This is a genomic window from Nocardia sp. NPDC050697, from assembly GCF_040654395.1.
In the GTDB taxonomy this organism is placed as follows: Bacteria; Actinomycetota; Actinomycetes; order Mycobacteriales; family Mycobacteriaceae; genus Nocardia.
In genome coordinates this window covers 551,605-574,996 of record NZ_JBFAHY010000004.1, presented here as the reverse complement: position 1 = coordinate 574,996, position 23,392 = coordinate 551,605, and the positions used below count along the sequence as shown (strand labels likewise).

23 protein-coding genes are annotated in these 23,392 nt (G+C 71.8%); 17 read left to right on the top strand and 6 right to left on the bottom strand.

Going from position 1 to position 23,392, the window contains the following annotated elements:
* Positions 1-29 precede the first annotated feature (29 nt).
* Positions 30-524: a polyadenylate-specific 3'-exoribonuclease AS gene (locus tag AB0H71_RS18285; RefSeq protein ID WP_357021986.1), complete on the top strand. Its 495-nt coding sequence runs from the start codon at positions 30-32 to the stop codon at positions 522-524.
* A gap of 67 nt (positions 525-591) precedes the next feature.
* Here the strand turns inward: AB0H71_RS18285 and AB0H71_RS18280 are convergent, their stop codons facing one another.
* From AB0H71_RS18280 to AB0H71_RS18265, 4 genes are read right to left on the bottom strand one after another with little or no spacing between them, the layout of a single operon-like run.
* A complete protein-coding gene (locus AB0H71_RS18280; RefSeq protein ID WP_357021795.1) occupies positions 592-2,244 on the bottom strand; it encodes a cytochrome bc complex cytochrome b subunit in 1,653 nt (550 codons plus the stop codon).
* The gene (locus AB0H71_RS18275) at positions 2,241-3,440 is read right to left on the bottom strand and encodes a ubiquinol-cytochrome c reductase iron-sulfur subunit (RefSeq protein ID WP_357021792.1); all 1,200 of its coding nucleotides are present in this window, start codon (positions 3,438-3,440) and stop codon (positions 2,241-2,243) included. Before AB0H71_RS18275 ends, AB0H71_RS18280 begins: the two co-directional genes overlap by 4 nt.
* Complete coding sequence (locus AB0H71_RS18270; protein WP_357021790.1) at positions 3,437-4,300, bottom strand: cytochrome c; 864 nt, start codon at positions 4,298-4,300, stop codon at positions 3,437-3,439. The genes AB0H71_RS18275 and AB0H71_RS18270 overlap by 4 nt, the downstream gene beginning before the upstream one ends.
* Before the next feature lie 52 nt (positions 4,301-4,352).
* Positions 4,353-4,964 carry a heme-copper oxidase subunit III gene (locus AB0H71_RS18265; protein WP_357021787.1) on the bottom strand — a complete coding sequence of 204 codons (612 nt, stop codon included), beginning with the start codon at positions 4,962-4,964 and terminating at the stop codon, positions 4,353-4,355.
* A gap of 96 nt (positions 4,965-5,060) precedes the next feature.
* Here AB0H71_RS18265 and AB0H71_RS18260 point away from each other — a divergent pair, with 96 nt between their 5' ends.
* Both AB0H71_RS18260 and trpD read left to right on the top strand, forming a co-directional pair.
* Positions 5,061-5,456, top strand: coding sequence for a hypothetical protein (locus tag AB0H71_RS18260; protein WP_357021784.1), 396 nt, complete (start codon positions 5,061-5,063; stop codon positions 5,454-5,456).
* 121 nt (positions 5,457-5,577) lie between these two features.
* Entirely contained in the window at positions 5,578-6,678 is a 1,101-nt protein-coding gene (trpD, locus tag AB0H71_RS18255) for an anthranilate phosphoribosyltransferase (protein WP_357021983.1), read from the top strand.
* Between the two features lie 57 nt (positions 6,679-6,735).
* On the opposite strand, the gene AB0H71_RS18250 is transcribed toward trpD, so the two are convergent.
* Both AB0H71_RS18250 and AB0H71_RS18245 read right to left on the bottom strand, forming a co-directional pair.
* Positions 6,736-7,011, bottom strand: coding sequence for an Lrp/AsnC ligand binding domain-containing protein (locus AB0H71_RS18250; protein WP_067655137.1), 276 nt, complete (start codon positions 7,009-7,011; stop codon positions 6,736-6,738).
* 17 nt (positions 7,012-7,028) lie between these two features.
* Positions 7,029-8,840 carry a DEDD exonuclease domain-containing protein gene (locus AB0H71_RS18245; protein WP_357021781.1) on the bottom strand — a complete coding sequence of 604 codons (1,812 nt, stop codon included), beginning with the start codon at positions 8,838-8,840 and terminating at the stop codon, positions 7,029-7,031.
* Between the two features lie 527 nt (positions 8,841-9,367).
* Between AB0H71_RS18245 and AB0H71_RS18240 the strand changes: the two genes are divergently transcribed.
* From AB0H71_RS18240 to AB0H71_RS18175, 14 genes are all read left to right on the top strand, one after another.
* Positions 9,368-9,919, top strand: coding sequence for a C40 family peptidase (locus AB0H71_RS18240; RefSeq protein ID WP_357021778.1), 552 nt, complete (start codon positions 9,368-9,370; stop codon positions 9,917-9,919).
* Positions 9,920-10,078: 159 nt separating this feature from the next.
* A complete protein-coding gene (locus AB0H71_RS18235; RefSeq protein WP_357021775.1) occupies positions 10,079-11,134 on the top strand; it encodes an NlpC/P60 family protein in 1,056 nt (351 codons plus the stop codon).
* A 29-nt stretch (positions 11,135-11,163) separates the two neighbouring features.
* The gene (locus tag AB0H71_RS18230; protein ID WP_357021772.1) at positions 11,164-12,087 is read left to right on the top strand and encodes a hypothetical protein; all 924 of its coding nucleotides are present in this window, start codon (positions 11,164-11,166) and stop codon (positions 12,085-12,087) included.
* Between the two features lie 10 nt (positions 12,088-12,097).
* Positions 12,098-13,225: a glycosyltransferase family 4 protein gene (locus tag AB0H71_RS18225; RefSeq protein ID WP_357021769.1), complete on the top strand. Its 1,128-nt coding sequence runs from the start codon at positions 12,098-12,100 to the stop codon at positions 13,223-13,225.
* 52 nt (positions 13,226-13,277) lie between these two features.
* Entirely contained in the window at positions 13,278-13,673 is a 396-nt protein-coding gene (locus AB0H71_RS18220; protein WP_357021766.1) for a polyketide cyclase / dehydrase and lipid transport, read from the top strand.
* 46 nt (positions 13,674-13,719) lie between these two features.
* Positions 13,720-14,157 (top strand): SRPBCC family protein, encoded by a 438-nt coding sequence (locus tag AB0H71_RS18215; protein ID WP_357021763.1) that lies wholly within the window; start codon positions 13,720-13,722, stop codon positions 14,155-14,157.
* The gene (locus tag AB0H71_RS18210) at positions 14,154-15,404 is read left to right on the top strand and encodes an ArsA family ATPase (protein WP_357021980.1); all 1,251 of its coding nucleotides are present in this window, start codon (positions 14,154-14,156) and stop codon (positions 15,402-15,404) included. Before AB0H71_RS18215 ends, AB0H71_RS18210 begins: the two co-directional genes overlap by 4 nt.
* Positions 15,401-15,931, top strand: a complete 531-nt coding sequence (locus tag AB0H71_RS18205) for a hypothetical protein (RefSeq protein WP_357021761.1) — start codon at positions 15,401-15,403, stop codon at positions 15,929-15,931. Before AB0H71_RS18210 ends, AB0H71_RS18205 begins: the two co-directional genes overlap by 4 nt.
* Positions 15,928-16,908, top strand: a complete 981-nt coding sequence (locus AB0H71_RS18200; protein WP_357021759.1) for an ROK family glucokinase — start codon at positions 15,928-15,930, stop codon at positions 16,906-16,908. The genes AB0H71_RS18205 and AB0H71_RS18200 overlap by 4 nt, the downstream gene beginning before the upstream one ends.
* A 127-nt stretch (positions 16,909-17,035) precedes the next feature.
* Positions 17,036-17,770 carry a lysophospholipid acyltransferase family protein gene (locus AB0H71_RS18195; protein WP_357021757.1) on the top strand — a complete coding sequence of 245 codons (735 nt, stop codon included), beginning with the start codon at positions 17,036-17,038 and terminating at the stop codon, positions 17,768-17,770.
* Between the two features lie 69 nt (positions 17,771-17,839).
* On the top strand, positions 17,840-18,607 hold the full coding sequence (locus AB0H71_RS18190) for a sporulation protein (RefSeq protein WP_357021755.1): 768 nt from the start codon (positions 17,840-17,842) through the stop codon (positions 18,605-18,607).
* 127 nt (positions 18,608-18,734) lie between these two features.
* Complete coding sequence (locus AB0H71_RS18185) at positions 18,735-19,130, top strand: hypothetical protein (RefSeq protein ID WP_067655108.1); 396 nt, start codon at positions 18,735-18,737, stop codon at positions 19,128-19,130.
* 225 nt (positions 19,131-19,355) lie between these two features.
* Positions 19,356-21,914, top strand: coding sequence for a class III lanthionine synthetase LanKC (gene lanKC, locus AB0H71_RS18180; protein WP_357021752.1), 2,559 nt, complete (start codon positions 19,356-19,358; stop codon positions 21,912-21,914).
* A gap of 172 nt (positions 21,915-22,086) precedes the next feature.
* Entirely contained in the window at positions 22,087-23,388 is a 1,302-nt protein-coding gene (locus AB0H71_RS18175) for an MFS transporter (RefSeq protein WP_357021750.1), read from the top strand.
* The last annotated feature ends 4 nt before the right edge of the window (positions 23,389-23,392 follow it).

Here is a 23,392-nt window from a genome sequence, read left to right as displayed (position 1 = left end):
GACGGCGCCGCCCGAGCCGAGGAGCCACGCTGCGCTACTTCTACGACTGCGAGTTCATCGAGGACGGCGTCACCATCGACCTGGTCTCGATCGGCGTCGTCTGCGAGGACGGCCGCGAATACTACGCCGTCTCCACCGAATTCGACGAGACCAGGGCCGGGCCGTGGGTGCGCAGACACGTGCTGCCGCAGCTGCCGCCGCCGCACTCGCCGCTGCGCCGCTCCCGGGAGCGCATCCGGACCGATCTGGAGCGCTTCTTCCTGCCCCGCCCCACCGTGCAGCCGGAGCTCTGGGCCTGGGTCGCCGCCTACGACCACGTAGCGCTCTGCCAGCTCTGGGGCTCGATGGTGGAGCTCCCGACCGCGCTCCCGCGCTACACCAACGAGCTGCGCCAGCACTGGGACGCGCACGGCCGCCCCGAGCTGCCCCCGGTCCCCGCCGACGCGCACGACGCGCTCGCCGACGCCAGGCACAACCTGGCCAAGTTCGACGCCATCGAGGCTTTTCGGCGGCGCAGCCGCTGAGCGGCAACGGGACGGGCCCCGGATCCGCAAGGATCCGGGGCCCGTCCCGATCGGGAGAGCTGGGCGCTCAGTGGTGCCCGTTGCTCCCGTTGTGACCGTTGCGCTCGGCCTCCTCCTGCACCCGCTGCAGCACGGCGAGCTGCTTGCGCTCCTCCGCGTGCTCGTGCTCGAAGTTCTTCGCGCTCTCCTGCACCGGGTCGGCGCGCAGGAAGGAGCCGGTGCCGGGCTGGCCGGCCGAGCCGAGCTGGTTCATCCGCTTGGGCACGACCGCGCCCTGGTACTCCAGCGGAATCGGGTGGCCGTGCGAGTCCACCGGGCCGAGCGGCTGGTGCACCTCGATGTACTCGCCGTGCGGCAGCCGCTTGATCACGCCGGTCTCGATGCCGTGCTCGAGCACCGCCCGGTCGCTGCGCTGCAGCCCGATGCAGAACCGGTACGCCAGGAAGTAGGCGATCGGCGGGGCGACCAGCAGGCCGATCCGGCCGATCCAGGTGGTCGCGTTCAGCGAGATGTCGAACTTCAGCGCGATGATGTCGTTGACGCAGGAGAGCGTCAGCACCACGTAGAAGGTGATCGCCATGGCGCCGATCGCGGTCCGCACCGGCACGTCGCGCGGCCGCTGCAGCAGGTTGTGGTGCGCCTGGGTGTCGCCGGTGAGCCTGCGCTCGATCCACGGGTAGGCGACGAGCAGCGTGAAGACCAGGCCCATGATGAGCGCCACCCAGAAGGCGGCCGGCACGGTGTAGCGGCCCAGGTAGAGCTCCCAGGCCGGCATCAGCCGGGCCATGCCGTCGGTCCACATCATGTAGAAGTCGGGCTGCGAACCGGCGGAGACCTGCGACGGGTTGTACGGGCCGAGGTTCCAGATCGGGTTGATCTGCAGCACGCCGCCCATGATCGCCACGATGCCGAGGGTGAAGGCGAAGAACGCGCCCTGGTCGGCGGCGAACACCGGGATGATGCGGGCGCCGACCACGTTGTTCTCGGTGCGGCCGGGGCCGGGGAACTGGGTGTGCTTCTGGTACCAGACCAGCGCGACGTGCGCGGCGATCAGCGCCAGGATGATGCCGGGCAGCAGCAGCACGTGCGCGATGTAGAGCCGCGGGATGATGATGTCGCCGGGGAAGTCACCGCTGAAGATCAGCCAGTGCATCCAGGTGCCGATCACCGGGATCGAGATGGTGATGCCGGAGAAGGCGGCGCGCAGGCCGGTGCCGGAGAGCAGGTCGTCCGGGAGCGAGTAGCCGAAGAAGCCCTCGAACATCGCCAGGATCAGCAGCAGCGAGCCGATCACCCAGTTCGCCTCGCGCGGCTTGCGGAACGCGCCGGTGAAGAAGATGCGGAACAGGTGCACGATGATCGAGCCGGCGAAGAGCAGCGCCGCCCAGTGGTGCACCTGGCGCACGAACAGCCCGCCGCGCACCTCGAAGGAGATGTTCAGCGCGGTTTCGTAGGCCCGCGACATCCCGACGCCGCGCAGCGGCTGGTACGAGCCGTCGTAGACGACGTGCGTCATCGACGGGTCGAAGAACAGCGTGAGGTAGATACCGGAGAGCAGCAGGATGATGAACGCGTACAGCGCGATCTCACCGAGCAGGAACGACCAGTGGGTCGGGAAGACCTTGTTCACCGACCGTTTCACGAAGGCGGCGGCGCGGTAGCGCTCGTCCATCTCGTTCATCTGGGCGGCGGCGCGGCCGCCGGTTGCCTCTGCACTCATGATCGACGCTCCCAATAGGCGGGCCCGAGCGGCTCGATGAAGTCGCGGGCGGCGACGAGGTACCCCTCGGAATTGACGGTGATCGGCAGCTGCGGCAGGGCGCGGGCGGCCGGACCGAAAATCGGTTTGCCCCATTCGGTCGCGGAGAACTGCGACTGGTGGCAGGGGCACAGGATCCGGTTGGTCTGCTGCTCGAACAGCGAGGTCGGGCAGCCGAGGTGGGTGCAGATCTTCGAGTAGGCGAAGTAGTCGCCGTAGTTGAAGCTCTCCTGGCCCTTGCGCTTGATGGCGCTCTCCGCGTCCTCGGTGCGGAGCCGGATCAGCATCACGGCATTGCGGATGCCGCGCAGCGACTGCAGCGTCTCGTGCTCGTCACCGCGCCACTTCTCCTTCCACGGGAACACCGTCTCCATGGCGCCCGCGTCCAGGTCCTCGGGCCGCACCAGCACGACGTCCTGCGGACGTCCGGTGTCGCGGCGCAGGTAGATGGTCTCGCCGGTGTAGTCCGGGGTCCAGCCGGAGACCCAGAGCGGCGACTTGTCGCGCTTGGCCCACGGGTTCTTGATCAGGCCGCCGACGAAGACCAGCAGCGCGCCGACACCGAGCACGCCGACACCGGCGCCCGCGGTGCGGGTGATCATCTTGCGGCGGCCGAGCGTGGAGGTCTCCAGCGCGTCCGACATCTGGGCGGCGAGGGTACGCCGCTCGACCTCGTCGGAGGGGCCGTCGTGGCGGGTCTGGATGGAGAGCTCGTGCGGGATGAACCGCTTCCGGATCAGCACCACGGCGATGCCGATGACCAGCACCGAGATCCCGAAGGTGAGCCCGACCAGCGGGGTGAAGAGCGAGTACTCGGTGTGCCCCGCCTGGTTCGCGCCCTTGAACTCCCACGGCCAGAAGAGGAAGACCCCGACCAGCGCGGCCGCGGCGATCCCGGAGATCGCGAACCAGAAGGTGACCGCCCGCTCCGCGCGCTTCTCGGCGCGGGTGCCCGGCTCCGGGAACCGCTCGGCGCGGTAGGCGACATCGACGTCGTCGCGCGCGGTGCCGATGGCGACCAGCTCGTCCCGGGAGAGCCCGTCCAGCTGCTCCGCGGTGAAGGTGCCCTTGGGGTCGATCTTCCGCTCGGCGGTGTCGTGCCGCTCGTCGGACCCCTCGTCCGGCCGGACCATGTCGTTGCGCTCCTCTGCACTCATACCCGGGTTCCGATCCACATCGCGGCACCGACGACGGAGGTGATGCCGACCACCCAGAGGGCGAGCGCCTCGGTCGCGGGGCCGAAACCGCCGAGGTCGAAGCCGCCGGGCGCCTTTTCTTCCCTGACGTTCAGCACGTACGCCACGATGTCCCGCTTCTCCTCGTCGCTCAGCTGGCGATCGGAGAACTTCGGCATGTTCTGCGGGCCGGTGAGCATGGCGGCGTAGATCTGCTGCTCGCTGGCGGGGGCCAGCGGCGGGGCGTACTTGCCCGAGGAGAGCGCGCCGCCGCGGCCGGTGAAGTTGTGGCAGGAGGCGCAGTTCATCCGGAACAGCTCCGAGCCGCGGCCGAGGTCGTCACCGCGCAGCGACTCCTGGGCGATCTCACCGTTCGCGTCGCGGATCACGGTGGGGCCGCCGCCGTTGGCCGCCACGTAGGCGCCGAGCGCGTCGGTCTGCTGCGGGTCGAACTTCGGGGGCTTCCGCTCGGCCTGGGCCTCGTTGCGGGTCATCGGCATGCGGCCGGAGGAGACCTGGAAGTACACCGCCGCCTCGCCGACGCCGATCAGGCTCGGCCCGCGGTCCTCGACGCCCTGCAGGTTGGCACCGTGGCAGGTGATGCAGGAGGTGTCGTACAGCTGATTGCCCTCGCGGATGAGCGCGGAGGTGTCCTCGTTCGCCGTCGCCACCTGGGGCTCCGGGGTGAGGGCGGTCGCGAGGAAGCCGGCTCCGACCAGTCCCACCAGGAGCGCGAGGCCACCCGCGATCCGCCTGCGCAGCCTGCGCTGCCTGCGGATCGTGCTGGCCTCGCCCTTCCCGGGGCCGGCGGGCTTCGGCGCTGACGGGGGAGATGAACTCATCTGTGTCCCTTTGGAGTAGACGGAACCGACGTTACGTTTCGCCACGCCCGCGTCAGCGGACGAAGTAGATCGTGGCGAACAGCCCGATCCACACGATGTCGACGAAGTGCCAGTAGTAGGAGACGACGATCGCCGCGGTGGCCTGCGCGGGCGTGAACTTGCTCATCTTCGTGCGGGCCAACAGGAAGACGAACGCGATCAGCCCGCCGATCACGTGCAGGCCGTGGAAGCCGGTCGTGATGTAGAAGACCGAGCCGTACACGCTGCTGGAGATCGAGGTCCCCTCGTGCACCAGGTGGTAGTACTCGTAGCCCTGCCCGGCGACGAAGAACGCGCCCATGAACAGGGTGACGAGGTACCAGCGCCGCAGCCCGAACACATCGCCCCGCTCGGCGGCGAAGACGCCCATCTGGCAGGTGAAGGAGGACGCGACCAGGACCGCGGTGACCGGAACGGCGAGACCCAGGTTCAGCTCGGTCGGCTCCGGGGGCCAGTTCCCGTTCGCCTGCGCGCGCGCGACGAAATACATCGCGAACAGGCCGGCGAAGAACATCAGCTCGCTGGACAGCCAGATGATGGTACCGACGCTCACCATGTTGGGCCGGTTCAGCGAGTGCACACGCTGGGTAATGGCCGATCCTTGGGTCCCTACTGCGGTCGTCACGGGGTAAGTATGACTCGCCGTAGTACGACAGAGGTAGCCGGGTGCGAAAGTCGCGCTCGCCGTGTCGGGAACAACACAGCGCACAGGAGGCTGGAGATGGCGGAGCGACCCTGGTGGCGGCGGCTGTTCGGCGGAGCGAAGGGCACGGGGCTGGATCCGGCGCGCCCGGATCTGGTCGTGGTGGCGGCGAGTTTCGACGATGCCGAGGCGTGTTCGGCGGCGCTGGAGCGGGCCGAGCGGTTCGTTCCGGGCGACGAGGTGGTGCTGCGGCATCACCTCCGGGTGCCGGGCGAGCACGTCGCGCGGGTCTGCGCGCTGGCGGGGCAGGACGGGTACGCCGCGGCCGAGACGGATGAGCCGGGGCTGCTGCTGCTCCAGCGGGTGCAGGTGCTCGACGCCCTGCACTGCTCGCAGGAGCGCTCCCGCATGGCGGGGTTGGCCCAGCGCCACGACGGCGTTGCCGATGGCTGGGAGGCGTTGCAGCCCGGCTGACCCGCGCGGAACTCCGGGCGGGCAGCGCGGCAGGGCCGCGCGCCGCGGAATCGGGCGGCGCGGCGCCGCCCTCCCCTACTACTCTGCAACCCGACATCGTGACGAGGAAGAACGGGTGGAGATGAGCGTGCGCAGCTGGCCCCAGGTGCTCGGCGTACTCGCCGACGGCGGCGACCTGACGGCGGACGACACCACCTGGGTGATCGACGAGATCTTCTCGGACAACGCCACCTCGGCCCAGATCGCCGCCTTCGGCGTCGCCATGAAGATCAAGGGCCCCACCCCGGCCGAGCTGGGCGGCATGGCCGCCGGGATGCTCGGCCGCGCGAACCTGGTGCGGGTGGACGGCGACGCGGTCGACATCGTCGGCACCGGCGGCGACCGCTCCGGCTCGGTGAACATCTCCACCATGTCCTCGGTGGTGGTGGCGTCGGCGGGCGTCCCGGTGGTGAAGCACGGCAACCGGGCCGCGACCTCGAAGGCGGGCGGCGCCGACGTGCTGGAGGCGCTCGGGGTGCGGCTGGCGCTCGGCGCGGACGCGGTGGCGCGCTGCGTGCGCGAGGTCGGGGTCGGGTTCTGCTTCGCCCCGCTCTTCCACTCCGGGCTCCGCTTCGCCGGACCCGCGCGCAAGGAGATCGGCATCCCCACCGTCTTCAATGTGCTCGGCCCGCTCACCAACCCGGCGCAGCCGCGCGCGGGGCTGGTCGGCTGCGCCTTCCCCGACCTGCTTCCGGTGATCGCCGGGGTCTTCGCCGCGCGCGGGGCGAGCGCGCTGGTGGTGCGCGGCGCGGACGGGCTGGACGAGATCACCACCTCGGACACCACGGTGGCCTGGGTGGTCTCCGGCGGGGTGCGCCGCGAGACCGTGATCGACCCGGTGCGGCTCGGGATTCCCCGGGTGCACCTGGACGCGCTGCGCGGCGGCGACGCCGTGGTGAACGCCGCCGTCGCGCGGGACGTCTTCGCCGGAGCGAAGGGCCCGGTCCGGGACGCCGTGCTGCTGAACTCGGCCGCCGCGATCGTCGCCTACGACCTGGCGATCGGCGCGGAGACGGTGGGTGAGCTCGCCGCCGCGCTGGCCACGGACGATCCGGCGCTCGGCGACGCGCTGCACGCCGCGCTCGGCGCCGGGATCGAGCGCGCCGCCGCCGCGGTGGACGGCGGAAAGGCCGCCGAGCTGCTGGACCGCTGGGTCGCGCTCACCGCCGTGCTGGCGAGCTGAGCCCCGCCTCACTTTCGAGCCAGAACCCCGCCATCCCGGCGGCGCTGGGGTACGAGCTCACTCCCCGAGTGAGAACCCCGCCTCGACATCGGCGCTGGAGTACGACTTGAAGGCGATGTGCGTGGTGGTGCGCAGGACGCCGGGCACCTTGTCGATCCCGGCGGTGACGACCTCGGCGACCTGCTCGTGGTCGCGCACCCGCACGATGGCGATCAGGTCGACATCGCCCGCGCAGGAGTACACCTCGGTGACGCCCGCGGTGTCGGCGACCGCCTGCGCGGTCTCCGGGATGCGGGCGTTGTCGGCGTGGATCAGCACGATCGCGGTAATCATGGTGCCAGCGTAGGCGCTCAGCCTGCCCGTTCCCGGTACTCCCGTTCCGGATCGGGCGGGCGGGCCGCCGCCCGTGCCTTCTCCGCCCACGCCAGGTGCGCGGCCGCGCCCGCGAGCGGCTCGGCGTAGCCGATCTCGGTGCGCACGATGCGCACCCCCGGCCGGGTCAGCCAGCGCGCGACCAGCGCCACCTCCTCCGGTGAGGCACCGCGCAGCGGCGCGATGTCGTCCTCATCCGGGCCGAAGGCGCCGGACGCGGCGTGGCCGGGCGGCTCCCGGCGCACCCCGGCGGCACCGCCGGGCTCCGGCCGGGACGGTGGCGGCGGCACGACGGTCTCCGCCCCGGCGACGATGCTCTCGACCACCGGCATCGGCGGGGTGCCGCGCGGGGCGCATCCGGCCCCGGCCAGCCGCCCGTAGCGGATCACGGCGAACTCCCAGCCCCCGGAGCCGTCCGGCCCGGCGGCGATCAACTCGGGCAGCCGGGCCAGGGCTACCAGCCGCTGGGTGCGGGCCAGCGCGCGCACCACCTGCGCGGCGCGGTCCCGCAGCCGCGCCGCCGCCTCGTAGTGCTCGCGCGCGGAGCGCAGCTCGATCTCGGCGAGCATCGAGCGCAGCGGGGAATCACTGCGCCCGGCGAAGAGCGCGCGCACGGCGGCGGGCCGGTCCGCATACCCGGCGGCGTCCAGCCCGTCGGCGGTGGCGGCCGGACAGCCCCCGACCACCGCGGGCGGGCACTGATGCCGCGCCCCCTTGGGCAGCCGCCCCGCGCAGGTGCGCAGACCGCAGAACTCGGCCAGGCTCGCCGCCACATCCACCGCGTCCGCCCGCGATCGAAAGGGCCCGAGCGCCACTCGATCCGGCTCGCGCACCACGGTGAACCGCGGAAACGCCTCCGCGCTGAGCGCCACCCACCACCCCCGCTTGGGAAACTTGGAGCGCCGGTTGTACGGCGGCGCGTGCGCGACCAGCAGCCGCAGCTCGCGCACCCCCGCCTCCAGCCCGTGCGCGCACACCACGTGGTCCACCCGGGTGGCGAGCGCGACCATCTCCTTCATCCGCCCGCGCGTCTCCGAGCCGGTGAAGTAGCCGCGCACCCGGCGGCGCAGGTTCACCGCGGTGCCGATGTAGAGCACCTCGTCGCCGGGGCCGCGGAACAGGTACACGCCGGGCGCGGTGGGCAGCCCGGAGGCCAGCCCGCGCTTGGCGCGCTGCCCGGCGGAGACGTCGGGCAGGTAGTCGAGCAGCTCGGTCAGGCTGCGCACCCCCAGGTTGCCGACCCGACCGATCAGGGCGTGCAGCACGTCGACGGTGGCGCGGGCGTCGTCCAGCGCCCGGTGCGTCGGCTGCACGCTCGCGCCGAGCACCCTGGCCAGCACCCCCAGCCGCACCGAGGGCGCCTCGTCCCTTGCGAGCACCCGGCGCGCCAGCTTCACCGTGCAGACCACCTGCGGGTTGGGCCACGGGGTCGCGCTGCGCTCGGCCGCGGCCTTGAGAAAGGCGGTGTCGAAGCGGGCATTGTGCGCGACCAGCACCGCACCGGCGGCGAACTCCAGGAAGCCGGGCAGCACCGCCTCGATCCGCGGCGCCGCGCGCACCATGACGTCGGTGATGCCGGTGACGTGCACGATCGCCGGGGGAATGGCGCGGCCGGGGTCGATCAGCGTGGCGAACTCCCCGAGCACGACGCCGCCGCGCACCTTGACCGCGCCGATCTCGGTGATGGCGTCGGCCGCCGGGCTGCCGCCGGTGGTCTCCAGGTCGACGACGACGAAGGTGGTGTCGTAGAGCGGGGTGTCGAGCTCGTCGAACGCCAGTTGCGCGGACATGGCGGGCAGCGTAAACGGCCCCACCGACAGGGACGACAAGCGTGTAATTACCCGGCGGCGGCGGCCGAAATAGAAAGATGTGATCGGAGTCACCAATATTCCTGCACGCTATCGCAGCCGAACCCCATCTATACCGGGCGTACGGTATGCAAGCTTCGGTTCCGAACCACGCACACCCACCTCCGCCGGGCACTAACGGTTCTCCCGACCGAAACCGCTCCCAACTGGGCGATCACCACTCGGACGCACGCTGATCCGAATTCCGACACGCCCGGATTCGACCCCCATCATTAAGTGGCTTTTCCCCGAGTTACCGTTTCGTGATTGATGTGAGATCCAACTCAGATATGCATGGGCCCATCTCCGAAATGTCGGGAAGCTGCCGACCCCGGGCTTTACAACTACCCGTGATCTGTTCGTAACCTTTTCGAGACCTCACGGAGTTCACGCCGCCCACGAAGCGGGTGCCACGAAGTCGCCGCACCACGGAGGTGCGCCGTCGTGAGGCAGAGAGGAAGACCCGCATCATGGCGAAGACCGCCAAGCGCGCCCTGGCCGCAGGAGCCGTCGGAGCAGCCATCACCGGCGCGTTTCTCCTTCCCGCCGCACCCGCGTCGGCCCAGCCGGTGACCATCCCCGGTGTCGGCACCTTCGACGTCCCGGACACCATCCAGATCCCGCAGGGGCTGCCCGGTATCGAGCTGCCCGGCGCCCCGCCGTTCGTCGCCCCGCACAAGACCGCGGGCGAGCTGGCGCTGGACGCCGCGCTCTCCAAGGTCGGCTCGCCGTACGTCTACGGCGCCGCCGGGCCGAACGCCTTCGACTGCTCCGGCCTGGTCAAGTGGTCCTACGCCGAGGCGGGCGTCGAGCTGCCGCGCACCAGCGGCGCCCAGCTCTCGGCGGGCACCCCGGTCTCGATGGACGAGCTGCAGCCCGGCGACATGATCTCGTTCTACGGCGGCGGACACTCCGGGCTCTACGCCGGTGACGGCAACGTGGTGCACGCCTCCACCTCCGGCCAGCCGGTGAAGGTCGCCCCGATCTCCTCCATGCCGGTGACCGGCGCGCGCCGCTTCTGAGCGAACGCCCCCGGAGTTCCCGGCGCCGCGCCACGCGACCGCGCGGCGCCGGGAGCGCTAGGCCCCGCACCCGGGTGGACACGGTCCGCCACCGTTCCGTAACCTGATCGAGACCTTCGCGGGGTCCCACTTCATCGACAGGACGGGGCGCGACAGATCGTGGCAGCACACCGAAGCCAGACCCGTGCCGTTGCGAGCACGTTCGCGGCCGCACTGGTCGCGGTCACGCTGTACAGCAGCGGCCCGGCCGGCGCCGACCCCGTCGCGCTGCCCGCCACCCCAGGCGACGCCGTGCAGCAGATGATCGACCTCTCCCGGCAGTCCGAGCAGCTCAACCAGCAGGCGCTGGACGCGGAGGCCGACCTGGAGGCCAAGCTCGGCGCGCAGCACGACGCCGACGTCAAGCACGACGCCGCGCAAACCCAGCTGGACGCCGCCCGCGCCGAGGTGCGCCGGTACCAGCCCATGATCGACCGCACCGCCATCGCCGCCTACCAGGGCGCGCGCACCAACCGGCTGTTCGCGGTGCTGGTCAGCGACTCCCCGCAGCAGCTGCTCGACCAGATGTCCACGCTGGACGTGATGGCCGCGCAGACCCAGGAGCAGCTGGACAAGTTCCGGCACGTCACCGATATCGCCTCCGCCGCCGAGACCGAGGCCCGCGCCGCCGCCGACTCCGCCCGCACCGCCGCCGACAAGGCCGATGCCGTGCGCGCCGACCTGCGGCACAAGCAGGACGATCTGAGCGGCGCCGTCTCCCGGGTGATCGAGGCGTGGGGCAGGCTCTCCGCCACCGACCGGGCCGGGCTCGCCGGTTCACCCTTCCCGCCCGGTTTCGACCGCGACACCCTGCTGCAGGGGCTGGTCCCCGGCAGCGGCACCAGCGCGCTGGCCGCCGGGCTCACCCGGGTCGGCGACCCGTACGTCTGGGGCGCCACCGGCCCGAGCCAGTTCGACTGCTCCGGCCTGGTGCAGTGGGCCTTCAAGCAGGTCGGTAAGAACGTGCCCCGCACCAGCTCCGCCCAGGCGAGCTACGGCACCCCGGTGAAGAAGGAAGACCTGCAACCCGGCGACGTCGTCTTCTTCTACCCGGAGATCTCGCACGTCGGCATCTACGCGGGCAACGGGCTCATGCTGCACGCCTCCACCTTCGGCGTCCCGGTCGCGGTGGCGCCGATGAGCAGCACCCCGTACCACTCCGCGCGGCGCTACTGACCCCGGTGCGGCGCCCAGCGCTAATCGCGGTGGCCCTCGTGGTGCTGCTCGGCGCTGGTGTCGCACTGTTCACCCTGCGGTCGGGGCCGGGTGAACCGGGCGAGCCGGGGCTCTCCGCCGCCGCGGCGGCCCATCCCCGGCTCCCCGAGGTCCGCCGGACCATGGAGGGGTACGGCCCGCTGACCGCCGAGGTGGCGCGGACCGCGGGCGGCGAATCGCTGGTGGCCGGCCACCCGGAGCGCGCCGCCGATGTCGCGGTGCTCGCCGCCGCGCTCCCGGATGCCGTCGACGCCGTCACCGCCGTGTGGGGCCCGGAGTGGCCGCGCACCGCGCTGCTCGCCGTCGCGGACAGCCCCGCCGAGTTCGCCGGGCTCATCCGGGCCACCGGGCCGGTCTCGCCGGAGATGGCCGCCGCCACCGTCGCCGATCCCTTCCGCCCCGGCAGCACCCCGACCGGCCAGCGCGTGGTCTTCTCCCCCGACGCCGGGCGCAGGCTCGGCCCGGACGGCCTCGCCACGCTGCTGCGCCACGAACTCACCCACGTCGCCGCGCGCGCCGTCACCTCCGACGCCGCCCCGCAGTGGGTGCTGGAGGGCTTCGCCGACTACACCGCGCACCGTGCCCGCCCGGCCGCCTTCGCCGCCACCGCGCCCACCCTGACCGCCGCGCTGCGGGCCGGCGCCGGCCCCGCCGACCTGCCCGCCGACGCCGATTTCCGCGGCGGGGACGCCGTGCAGGCCTACGAGCGGGCCTGGTCGGTGCATGCCTACATCGCCGACGCCTTCGGCGAGCAGGCCGTGCCGCGGCTCTACCGGCGGCTGGCCGCGGGCCCGCTCGACCCGGCCGCCGAGGACGCCGCGCTGCGCGCCGAGCTCGGCGTCGGCCGGGACGAGCTGGTGGCGGGCTGGCTGGGCTGGATCGCCGAGCGGAGCGGCGTCACCGCGGCCCGGTAGGTTTGTCCGCATGGCTCGAACCCTGCTGGTCACCAATGATTTCCCGCCCCGGCCGGGCGGTATCCAGTCCTACCTGCAGGCACTCGCCGAACAGCTCCCGCCGGACGACCTCGTGGTCTACGCGCCGCGCTGGCGCGGGGACAGCCACGAGCGGTTCGACGCCGCGCAGAAGTACCGCGTGGTCCGGCACCCGACCACGCTCATGCTGCCCACCCCCGCGGTGCTGCGCCGGGCCCGTCGGCTGCTGCGCGAACACGGCTGCGATACCGTCTGGTTCGGCGCCGCCGCCCCGCTCGCGCTGCTCGCGCCGCCGCTGCGGCGGGCGGGCGCGGAGCGCATCCTGGCCAGCACGCACGGCCACGAGGTGGGCTGGTCCATGCTGCCCGCCGCCAGGCAGTCGCTGCGGGTGATCGGCGACCGCACCGATGTCGTCACCTACGTCAGCAAGTACACCCGCGGCCGGTTCGCCGCCGCCTTCGGCCCGAACGCCGCGCTGGAGTACCTGCCGCCCGGCGTCGACCCGGAGGTCTTCCGGCCGGACCCGGCGGCCCGCGCCGAGCTGCGCGCCCGCTACGGCCTCGGTGACCGGCCCACCATCCTCTGCCTCTCCCGGCTGGTCCCGCGCAAGGGGCAGGACGCGCTGATCGCGACGCTGCGCCCGGTGCGCGCGCAGATCGACGGCGCGGTGCTGGTGATCGCGGGCAGCGGGCCGGACGAGCAGCGGCTGCGCAGGCTGGCCGAGCGCGCCGGGGTCGCCGAGCACGTGGTCTTCACCGGGCGGGTGCCGTCGGGCGAGCTGGCCGCGCACCACACCATCGGCGACGTCTTCGCCATGCCGTGCCGCACCCGCGGCGCCGGGCTCGACGTCGAGGGGCTCGGCATCGTCTTCCTGGAGGCGTCGGCGAGCGGCGTTCCGGTGGTGGCGGGGAACTCCGGCGGCGCGCCGGAGACCGTGCGCGAGGGCGAGACCGGGTACGTGGTCGACGGCCGCTCGGTGCCGCGGCTGGCCCGCGCCCTGGTCGACGTGCTCGGCGACCCCGATCGCGCCGCCGCCATGGGCGCCGCCGGGCGCGAGTGGGTGCAGCGGGAGTGGCGCTGGGACAGCCACGGCGCCCGGCTCCGGCAGCTGCTGCGCTGATCGGCAGCACCGGAGGTCGGCTGGGTCACATCGGTCTATTACAGTCACCCGGGTGAGCAGCATCGTGGTCGCCGACCAGACCTTCGTCGCCGCGCCGGGGGCGGCCGTCGCGGAGGTGCTCGGCGCGCCGAACCACTGGCGTCGCTGGTGGCCCGACCTGGAGCTGGAGGTCCGCGAGGACCGGGGCGACAGGGGCATGCGCTGGATCGTGGGCGGGGCGGTGACCGGCTCCATGGAGGTGTGGCTGGAGCCCTCGCTGGACGGGGTGATCCTGCACTACTTCCTGCACGCCGACCCGGTGGGCGAGCCGCCAGCCGGGCGCCGCCTCGCCGCGCTGGTGCGGGAGCGCCGGATCGCGGGCAAGGAGATGTCGTTCGAGATCAAGTCCCGGCTGGAGGCGGACCGCCCGGCCGGCGTCACCCCCGGCCCGGACCTGCTCGTCTCCTGAGCCGGAGCCCGACCACCGCACCCGTCGAAAGGAACCGCCGCCAGCCATGGCCGACCGGACCCAGAGATCGATCGTCGTCGAGGCCCCCGCGGAGCAGGTGATGGCCGTCATCGCCGATCTCGGCCGGTACCCGGAGTGGGTCTCGGCGGCGAAATCCGTCGAGGTGCTCGAGGTCGGCCCCGACGGCCGCGCCGGCACCGCCCGCTTCGTGCTGGACGCCGGCGTCGTCAAGGACACCTACGTGCTGCGCTACACCTGGCGCGGGGACGGCCGCGCGGTGAGCTGGACGCTGCTCGACGGCGAGCTGCAGAAGGCGCAGGACGGCAGCTACGAACTCACCGACCAGCCCGGCGGCGGCACCAGGGTGGTGTACGAGCTCACCGTCGACCTGAACATCCCGATGATCGGCATGTTCAAACGCAAGGCCGAGAAGGTCATCACCGACACCGCGCTGAAGGAACTGAAGAAACGGGTCGAAGGCTGACCGGTCAGCGGACCCGCCTCGAACTGTTCGTCGGCAAGGGCGGCGTCGGCAAGACCACGCTCGCCGCGGCCACCGCGGCGGCCCGCGCGCGGGCCGGGCAGCGGGTGCTGATCGCCTCGCTGGACCAGGCGCACTCGCTCGGCGACGCCTTCGGCGTCCGCTTCCCGCACGACGCCGGCACCGTGGCCGGGATCGCGACCGTGGCACCGAATCTGGAGATCGTCGAGCTGGATTCGCTGGCGCTGCTGGAGGATCGCTTCGCCGACGTCGCCCGGATGCTGGCGGCCGACGCCAGGCACCGGCACGACGGGTTCGACCCCGGCGCGCTGGACCCCGCCGAGCTCACCGGGCTGCCCGGGGTGCAGGAGCTGCTGGTGCTGGTCGAGATCGCCCAGTACGTGGCCGAGGAGCAGTACGACGTGGTGGTGCTCGACTGCCCGCCTACCGCCGACATGCTGCGCATCGTCACCGCACCGGACACCCTGCTCGGCTACCTCAGCCGGATCTGGCCCGAGCACGACCGCGCGCTCAGCAAGGCCGGTACCGACCTGCGCCGCGCGGTGCTCGCCGCCACCGTGGACCGCATCGTCACCGCCGTCACCGAGGTGCGCGACCTGCTCGCCGACCGGAGCCGCACCGGCGCCCGGCTGGTGACGCTTGCCGAGCGGCTCTCCGCCGCGGAGTCCGCGCGGGTCCGCTCCGCGGCCGCGCTGCTCGGGCTGCGGCTGGACGCGGTGCTGGTCAACAAGGTCCTCCCGCCGGTGCCGGCGGTGCCCGACCTCGCCGCCGCGCACCCCTCGGTGCGCTGGTACCTGGGGCTGCGCGCCGAGCAGCTCGCCGTCCTCGACGAGCTGCGCCGCGCGATGCCCGAGGTTCCGGTGCTGGTCACCGAGCACCGGGGCGCCGAGCCGATCGGCGCCGACGCGCTGGCCGCGCTCTCGATACCGGTGGACACGGCTCCTATGCTGGGCGACAACCCCGCCGACGGGCCGGGGCCGGTGGTCAGCCGGGAATCGGGTAGTGGCCTCTCGTCGGTGTACACGCTGCGAATGCCGCTGCCCGTCGTCGATCCGGCGACGCTGCGACTTGGACGAGTGGAGGACGAGTTGATCGTGGGAGCGGACGGGGTCCGGCGGCGGGTGCCGCTGGCGCCGGTATTGCGGCGATGCACGGTCTCCGGCGCCGAGCTCGACGGCGGCGCGCTGGTGGTGCGGTTCCGCCCGGACCCGGAGGAGTGGCCGCGATGACCGAACGGCAGCCCGAGGACGAGCTCGCCGAATTCGCCGCGGAGCTCAAGCTGCTCGCCGAGGCGGTGCTGGAGCGGGTCGAGCCGGTGCTGCGGCGCAGCGCCGCCGTCGGCCGCACCGACTGGGAGAGCTGCAGCTGGTGCCCGGTCTGCGCGGCCGCCGCGCTGGTCCGCGGCGAGCGGCACGATGTGCTCGCCGCGCTCGCCGACCACGGCACCGCCATCGTCACCGTGCTGCGCGAGGCGCTCGCGGGGGTCCCGGTCGAGCCGGTGCGGTTCGACCCGGATACCGGGGTGCCGCACGAGCATTCGGCTGCCAACCCGGAACCCGCGCGGGCCGGGGATGATGCGCCGGGCGGCCCGGCCGACGCCGGTCACCCGGGCGCGGGCGAATCCGATGCCGCGGGGACCCCGCGCGGGCGCGAGCCGGGTGCGGCCGAACCCGCGCACGCCGACGCCGCGCGAAAGGGCCGGTTCCGGCGCGGCGGCAGCGGATACGTCGACATCCCCGTGACCGTCCGGCGATGACCGGCCGGATCACGGACGCCCCCCTCACCGTCGGCATCGATGTCGGCGGCACCAATATCCGCGCCTCCGTCGTCGACGCCGACGGCGAGGTGCTCGACACCGTCGCCGCCCCGACCCCGCACGCCGCCGCGGCGCTCGACGCCGCGCTCGTCCGCACCGTGCGCGAGCTGCGCCAGCGCCACGACATCGCCGCCGTCGGGCTCGCGGTCGCCGGGTTCGTCGACGCCGACCGCGCCCGCGTCCGGTTCGCTCCGCACCTGCCGTGGAAGGACGCCCCGGTGGCGCGCACGCTCACCGCGAAGCTCGACCTGCCGGTGGTGCTGGAGCACGACGCCAACGCCGCGGCCTGGGCCGAGTACCGCTTCGGCGCCGCCGCGGGCGGGCACAACGCGGTGCTGATCGCGATCGGCACCGGCATCGGCGCCGCGCTGCTGGTCGACGGCGAGCTGTACCGCGGCACGCACGGCATCGCGCCGGAGCTCGGGCACCTGCAGATGGTGCCGGACGGCCGCCCCTGCCCGTGCGGCAAGCGCGGCTGCTGGGAGCGGTACTGCAGCGGAACGGCGCTCGCCGACACCGCCATCGAGATGCTCGCCACCGATCCGGTCACCTCGACCGTGCTCGCCCGCGACGTGGTCCGCGACCCGGGTTCGCTCACCGGTCGCCGGGTCGCCGCCGCGGCCCAGGACGGCGACCCGCTCGCGGTCCGGGTACTGGCCGATTTCGCCCGCTGGCTCGGGCTCGGACTGGCCTTCGTGAGCGATATCTTCGACCCCGATCTGGTGGTCGTCGCGGGCGGCGTCAGCACCTCGGCCCCGCTCTTCCTGGACGAGGCCAGGGAGCACTACGCCCGCTCGGTCACCGGGGCCGGGCACCGCCCGCTGGCCCGCATCCGCACCACCCAGCTCGGCGAGGCGGCGGGCATGATCGGCGCCGCCGAACTGGCGCGCGCGGCGCTGGTCACCGCCGCCGGGTGACGGCGATGTTGCTGTGTGGTGAAACGCACCGCTCGGATTGGATGTGACGTATACCCGGCGGTAGAGTCGAAATCAGAGTCGTCGTGTCGGTCCCGCTCGTCATCACCCGGTCCGGGGGAAGGATGCCATGTTCTACTGGCTGCTGAAGTTCGTGCTGCTGGGACCGTTCCTGCACGTGTACAACCGGCCGAAGGTCGAGGGTGTCGAGCACATCCCGGCCGAGGGCCCGTGCATCATGGCGGGCAACCACCTCTCCATCGCGGACTGGATCTTCGCCCCGCTGCTCAGCCCGCGCCGGATCAACTACCTGGCCAAGGCGGAGTACTTCACCACCCCCGGCCTCAAGGGCAGGCTGAAGAAGATGTTCTTCAGCGGCACCGGCCAGTACCCGATCGACCGCAGCGGCGCCGACGCCGCCGAGGACGCGCTGAACGCGGCCCGCGCGCTGCTCGACCAGGGCAAGCTCGTCGGGCTCTACCCGGAGGGCACCCGCTCCCCCGACGGCAGGCTCTACAAGGGCAAGACCGGCATGGCGCGGCTCGCGCTGGAGACCGGCGTCCCGGTGATCCCGGTCGCGGTGATCGGCACCGACAAGATCAGCCCGCAGGGCGGTTTCCGCTGGCGGCGGCATCGGGTGACGGTCAAGTTCGGTGCGCCGATCGACTTCTCGCGGTACGAGGGGATGTCCGGCAACCGCTTCGTCGAGCGCGCCGTCACCGACGAGGTCATGTACGAGCTCATGCGGCTCAGCGGCCAGGAGTACGTCGACGTGTACGCCGCGAGCCTGAAGAAGGGCGTGCCCAACGGTTCCCGCCCCGCCGCCGCCGACGCCGCGCGCATCCCGGACACCGCCGCGAGCTGAAGAGCACGGTGGCGCCGGCCGTAAGCGCTTCGTAAGCCGTTCTCGAGCCGGAGCCCGCAGACTGTCGTCATGTTCAAGAAGTTGCTTGCGGCCGTCGGAGTCGGCGGCGCCGAGGTCGAGACCGAGCTGTTCACCCCCGGCACGCAGCCCGGCGGCGTGCTGGAGGGCGTGGTGCGGGTGCGCGGCGGCCAGGTGCCGCAGCGCATCGACCGGATCGCGGTCGAGCTGGTCACCCGGGTCGAGCACGAGTACGAGGACGGCGAGACGCACCGCGACACCGGCTTCGGCGCGCACGACATTTACGGCGGCTTCGACCTGGCGCCCGGCGCCGTCCACGAGTTCCGCTTCGGCGCGCGGGCGCACCTGGAGACCCCGATCACCTTCTTCGACGGCCAGGTGCTGCCCGGCACCTTCGTCGCGCTGCGCACCGTGCTCGCGGTGAGCGGCGCGGTGGACGCCACCGACAGCGACCCCATCGGCGTCGGCGCGCTGCCCGCCCAGCACGTCCTGCTGGACGCGGTGCGGCGCCACGGCTTCGGGCTGCGCAGCGCCGACGTCGAGCACGGGCGGCTGCACAACACCCCGCAGCAGCTGCCGTTCTTCCAGGAGATCGAGTTCGGCCCCTCGCACCACTTCCCGCGGCTGAACCAGCTGGAGGTGAGCTTCGTCCCCGCCGAGCACGGCATGAGCGTGGTCTTCGAGGCGGACAAGCGCGGCGGGCTCTTCACCGAGGGCCGCGACGTCTACGACAACCTCTGGGTCGAGTACGCCAACCTGCCGCACGTCGACTGGGTGGGCGAGGTCGGGCACCGGATCGGGCGCCTCGCGGGCCACTAGGTTTCCCGCGCCGACCCCCGCTGGCGCCAAATATCAACCGCCCCCAGCAGACCCCGAGCGCCACCGGTCCCGCACGGATCCCGCGCATGTGACATCATGTCGCGCGGATACGAACAGGGAAAGCGGTATGGATTTCGGCTGGTTGCAGATCGCCGTCGTCGCGGTGGCGGTCGCGGCTCGATTGCTGGCCGGTGGCCGGCTGCACGACGTGACGGTGACGACGTTCGGGGTACCGCTGATACTCCTGCTCGGCCCGCTGGCGCTGGCGGGCCAGCACGCCCCGGCGCTCGCGCACCCGGTGCTCATCGCCGCCGACGCCTGCGTCCTGGTGGCCGCCCTGCTCTTCCCCGATTTCGGCGAGTCGGGGCGCTACCAGATCCCGCTCCTCATGGTGCTCCGCGGCGAACCCGCCCTCGCCTCCGGCAACCGCATCGCCCCCGCCTTCCTCGCCGTCGGCGCCCTCGCCCTCACCGGTTACCTCATCCTGCTCGCCGCGCTCTGGATCGTGATCGCGCTCAGCTGACGCAAGTCCCCGCCGTTCGGTTCGCCGCAACGGCCGGAAAACATTGTGATTCAGGCCACCTTGCCTTCGGACTTCCCTGCGGGAGTACTATTCAGGGGCATCGCCGAAAGGCGCGGGGGATTCGAACATTTCATCCGGGGGAATGGTTCGCATCAGGCTCTCACAGTTTCGTGAGGGTGCCTTTCCGATGCATATCGCTACCGGATCGGCGTCCGAGGGGGGACAGTGGATTTCTTGTTCGAACAGATGACCTTCGGCATCGCACATTCCGATTACTATCTGCCGATCACGGCTTCACCGAAGGCCGCCGATCCGATAGCGCCCACCGCACGAATGCCGCACTGGTGTACCACGGTCGAGGACGTGTGGCGCGGCTGGCACATTCCCACGGATCCGCCGGTACCCGGCCCCGGGTGGAAGCTCCACATCAGTAGCACGTACGACGACATCCAGGAGACGCTCGACATCACCGCGGCCGCCTGCAGTGAGTTGCGCGTCCCGTTCAAACATCTCGCGGATCGCTTCTTCTTTCTCTGGCTGCACCACAAATATGCGAGCAGGGCGCAGAGCGGAAAGTTCATTACGCTGTACCCGGCAGACGTCGGCACGGCGGACACGCTCATGCGCGAACTCGACACGGCGCTGGGAGAACGGCCCGGCCCCTTCGTGCTGACCGATCGACGATATGGGCGATCGAAGGTCGTGCACTACCGGTACGGCGCCTTCCGGCGGATGATGCGCCGGGATCCGGTGACCGGAGCCGAGATCCCGCTGCTCGGTGCCGACGGCGAGCCGCGGGAGGATTCCCGGCAGCCGAGATTCGAGCTGCCACCCGGCGTCTCGGATCCGTTCGAGCGCGCCGATCGAGGTGCTGCCCGCGCTCCGGGCCCCGGCTTGGCCCGCTACCGCGTCACCGAGGCCATCCGGCACAGCAATGGCGGAGGCGTCTACCGCGCGGTCGACGGGCGCACCGGCCGCCCCGTGCTCGTCAAGGAGGCACGGGCGCACACCGGGCTCTCCTGGGACCGGCGCAGCGCCAAGGACCGGCTGCGCAACGAGCACCGGATCCTCTCCTTCGTAGCCACCCGCGCCCCCGGCCTGTGTCCCGAACCGCTGGACTACTTCACGGAGTGGGAGCACGAATATCTCGTCACGGAATGGATCGAAGGCGAGACACTGCACCGGTGGATCATGGACACCATGCCGCTGGTGCGATTCGCCCCGGCGCCCGCCGACAGTTCCGAGTACTTCGAACAGTGCCTCCGGTACCTCGCCGATCTCCGCACCGTCCTGGATCGCCTGCACGGCTTCGACGTGGAATTCGGTGACCTCAATCCGAAGAACGTCATCGTGGATCGGAGCGGTGCCGTCCGATTGGTGGATTTCGAAGCAGCCACGCTGCCCGGTGATGACAGGCTGGACATCGGAACTCCCGGATATCTACTGCCGCGGTCGGCAAACGGTTCCGTTCATCGCGATCACTACGCTCTTGCTGCCATTGCCCGCTGCATGATATTCTCGGTTCACACGCTGATGGAGCGGAGTTCCACATTCTGGCCCGCGGCAAAACGTGATGCCGCGCGCGTCGCCGATATCCCACCGCGCCTGTGGCGCGAAGCCGGGCGGTACCTCACCGAGAACGTGCTCGCACCGCCCGCCGATTTCTCCGCACGACGACTGCACAGCTGGATGGACGGGCTGCTTCACGGAATTCACGCCACTCGCGCCGAGACCGGCGCACCGTGGATTTTTCCGCCCTCATACCAGGGGCTGCGCTCGAATACCGCCTGCTTCGCCTACGGGACAGCGGGAGTCGTCTCGACGTTGCAGTTGGCGGAGGGCACCGTCCCCGACGATCTCGTGGCGGACTTCGCCCGCGAAGCGATGGGCACCGCTGCCGAACTCGGCGATGGCCTCTACTTCGGCACGGCCGGCGTGGCAACCGCCCTCGCCGGTGTCGGTCACGAGGAGCTCGCACTGGAGCTGGTGCAGACCGGGGCGGACCCGCTGCCCGGCTCGCTGGCCACCGGCGCGATCGGCCGGGCACTCGCGGGCATCGACCTTTTCTGCCGTACCGGTGACGAGGCGATGCTGCGCTACGCGGAGACGGTCGGCAGGCAGGCGGTCCGAGCCGGCCGTGATGGCACCGAGGTGCTGCACGACAGCGCGCGGGTCGGGCTCCTGCACGGCCACGCCGGTGTCGCGCTCGTCCTGCACTGCCTGACAGCGGTGACCGGCGACAGCGACTACTCGGCTGCCGGTTCCGTGTTGCTCGACCGCGACCTCGCCGCCCGGATGGCATTGCCGGATACCGCGATCTCGATGCCCGACCGCATCGGCGGCCGGCGCGCCATGCCCTACCTCGGCGAGGGCTCCGCCGGGGTAGGGGTCGTCACGGCCCTCTACGGGTTGGAGACACCCGCCGTGCTCTCCGGCTTAGCCCGCGACACCCACAAGCTCTTCACGCTCAACGCGGGGCTGTACAGCGGACTGGCCGGATTGCTCTTCTTCCACAACGAACTAGAGCACCGGCTCGGCGCGCCGCATCCCACGGAGCTCGCCACAGCACTCGACAAGTACCTCGTTCCGACCGATCGCGGGCTGCTGGTGCTCGGCGACGGCGGGTCGAAGTACTCCGCGGACGTCTGGAGCGGAGCGTCGGGCATCCTGCGTGCCCTCGACGCGCTGCGCCACGGACCGGGGGTTCCAGTACCTCCCGCTACTGCGGGGAGGCGCGCTGGACCTCTGGATGAAATCGGATTCTGCTTGGATGGGGGGAGGTGAATCGCATGGACTACATCCTGTCGCTTCAGGATCTGACCGCGCTGGACCGCGTGGATGAGGGGCCGGTCGCCTACAGCACCAACAGCTGGCAGACCTGCACGGACTAGCCGGACCTGCCGGGGCAGGGGGTGCGCCCCCTGCCCCGGTTGCACGCGACGAAGGGGGTTACGGCATGTCGTCGAGGACGACCGCCGACAGGGATTTCCGGCTGTTCACGTTGGGACAGGTGAGTACCGCGTTCGGTTCGGCACTGACGGCGATCGTCGTACCGATCCTCGCGGTCGAGGGCTTCGGGGCCACCGAGTGGCAGATCGGCCTGCTCCAGGCATCGACCGCGGCTCCCGTCGTCGCCCTCGGCTTCCTCGTCGGGGTGTGGTCGGATCGGCAGCGGCGCAAGCGGCGCCGGCTCATCACCCTCGACCTGGTCTCGATCGCCGTGCTGACGGCGCTCGCTCTGGGTGTCGCCTTCGATGTCGCCGGCTTCTACTGGCTGCTGCCGGTGATGGTCTTCTTCGGGATCAGCTCGCTCGCGGTCGAAGCGCTGTACTTCTCGCACCTGGACACCGTCATCGGGGAGCGCACCATCATGAGCGCGCGCTCCCGACTGATCGGGGGGGAGCGCCTCGGCTCGGCGACCGGCCGCGGTATCGCCGGTGCGCTGGTCTGGCTCGGCGGCTACGCGCTGCCGCTCTTCCTCGACGCCGCCTTGTACCTCGTCAACGCCGTCTGCCTGGCCTTCATCCGCAGCCCCGACGAGGTGCGGACGGCACCACCGCAATCCCGCAACCTGCGCCGTGAGGTGACCGCGGGCTTCCGCATCCTGGCCGAGATCAGAATCCTCCGCGGCTTCTCGACCGCGGGACTGCTGATCTCGGTGGCCGAGGCGATGCTGCTGGCGCTGCTCCCGATTCTGCTGCTGCGCACCCTCGGCCTCCCCGAAGCGCTCTACGGCGCGGTCTTCATCGCCGCCAGCCTGGCAGCGGCGGCGGGGGCACTGGCCTGCGCGCCGCTGGCGGAGCGGATGGGCGGCCCCGCGGTCTGCCGGATCGGGCTCGCCGGGATCGCAGCCGGATCGACGGTGCTCGCGACCGGCGCGACAATCGGCGGCCCGGTCGCGGGCGCCGTCGTGGTGGCGGTCGGGCTGGCACTGCTCGGACTCTTCGGCTCGGTCTGGAATGTCGGGCTGACCACCGCGGTGACCGCCCGCGCCGATGCCTCGGTGCTCGGCCGCGTGACGCTGAACGTCCGCACGCTGACGGCGCTCGCGGCGATGTCCGGTTCGGTGCTCGGCGGCGCGGCGGGCAGCCTCGTCGGCATTCGGGGTGCGGCGTGGATCGCGGTTGCCGTCGGCGCGATCGGGGCTGGACTGATGGCCGTGTTCGTCACCGAGGACCGCACCGGGGGCGAACGTGACCGTGATACAGCGGAATCGGGCATTCCGGTCGGCGGGAAAGGGGTGCGGAGCAGGCGGTAGGGGG

Bases quoted from the DNA above. Each gene is read 5' to 3' on its own strand.
- AB0H71_RS18270 (WP_357021790.1), bottom strand. From the start codon at position 4,300: ATGAGTTCATCTCCCCCGTCAGCGCCGAAGCCCGCCGGCCCCGGGAAG.
- AB0H71_RS18260 (WP_357021784.1), top strand. From the start codon at position 5,061: ATGGCGGAGCGACCCTGGTGGCGGCGGCTGTTCGGCGGAGCGAAGGGC.
- AB0H71_RS18280 (WP_357021795.1), bottom strand. From the start codon at position 2,244: ATGAGTGCAGAGGCAACCGGCGGCCGCGCCGCCGCCCAGATGAACGAG.
- AB0H71_RS18245 (WP_357021781.1), bottom strand. From the start codon at position 8,840: ATGTCCGCGCAACTGGCGTTCGACGAGCTCGACACCCCGCTCTACGAC.
- AB0H71_RS18275 (WP_357021792.1), bottom strand. From the start codon at position 3,440: ATGAGTGCAGAGGAGCGCAACGACATGGTCCGGCCGGACGAGGGGTCC.
- AB0H71_RS18225 (WP_357021769.1), top strand. From the start codon at position 12,098: ATGGCTCGAACCCTGCTGGTCACCAATGATTTCCCGCCCCGGCCGGGC.
- AB0H71_RS18240 (WP_357021778.1), top strand. From the start codon at position 9,368: ATGGCGAAGACCGCCAAGCGCGCCCTGGCCGCAGGAGCCGTCGGAGCA.
- AB0H71_RS18195 (WP_357021757.1), top strand. From the start codon at position 17,036: ATGTTCTACTGGCTGCTGAAGTTCGTGCTGCTGGGACCGTTCCTGCAC.
- AB0H71_RS18175 (WP_357021750.1), top strand. From the start codon at position 22,087: ATGTCGTCGAGGACGACCGCCGACAGGGATTTCCGGCTGTTCACGTTG.
- AB0H71_RS18200 (WP_357021759.1), top strand. From the start codon at position 15,928: ATGACCGGCCGGATCACGGACGCCCCCCTCACCGTCGGCATCGATGTC.
- AB0H71_RS18205 (WP_357021761.1), top strand. From the start codon at position 15,401: ATGACCGAACGGCAGCCCGAGGACGAGCTCGCCGAATTCGCCGCGGAG.
- AB0H71_RS18215 (WP_357021763.1), top strand. From the start codon at position 13,720: ATGGCCGACCGGACCCAGAGATCGATCGTCGTCGAGGCCCCCGCGGAG.
- AB0H71_RS18185 (WP_067655108.1), top strand. From the start codon at position 18,735: ATGGATTTCGGCTGGTTGCAGATCGCCGTCGTCGCGGTGGCGGTCGCG.
- AB0H71_RS18190 (WP_357021755.1), top strand. From the start codon at position 17,840: ATGTTCAAGAAGTTGCTTGCGGCCGTCGGAGTCGGCGGCGCCGAGGTC.
- AB0H71_RS18250 (WP_067655137.1), bottom strand. From the start codon at position 7,011: ATGATTACCGCGATCGTGCTGATCCACGCCGACAACGCCCGCATCCCG.
- trpD (WP_357021983.1), top strand. From the start codon at position 5,578: ATGAGCGTGCGCAGCTGGCCCCAGGTGCTCGGCGTACTCGCCGACGGC.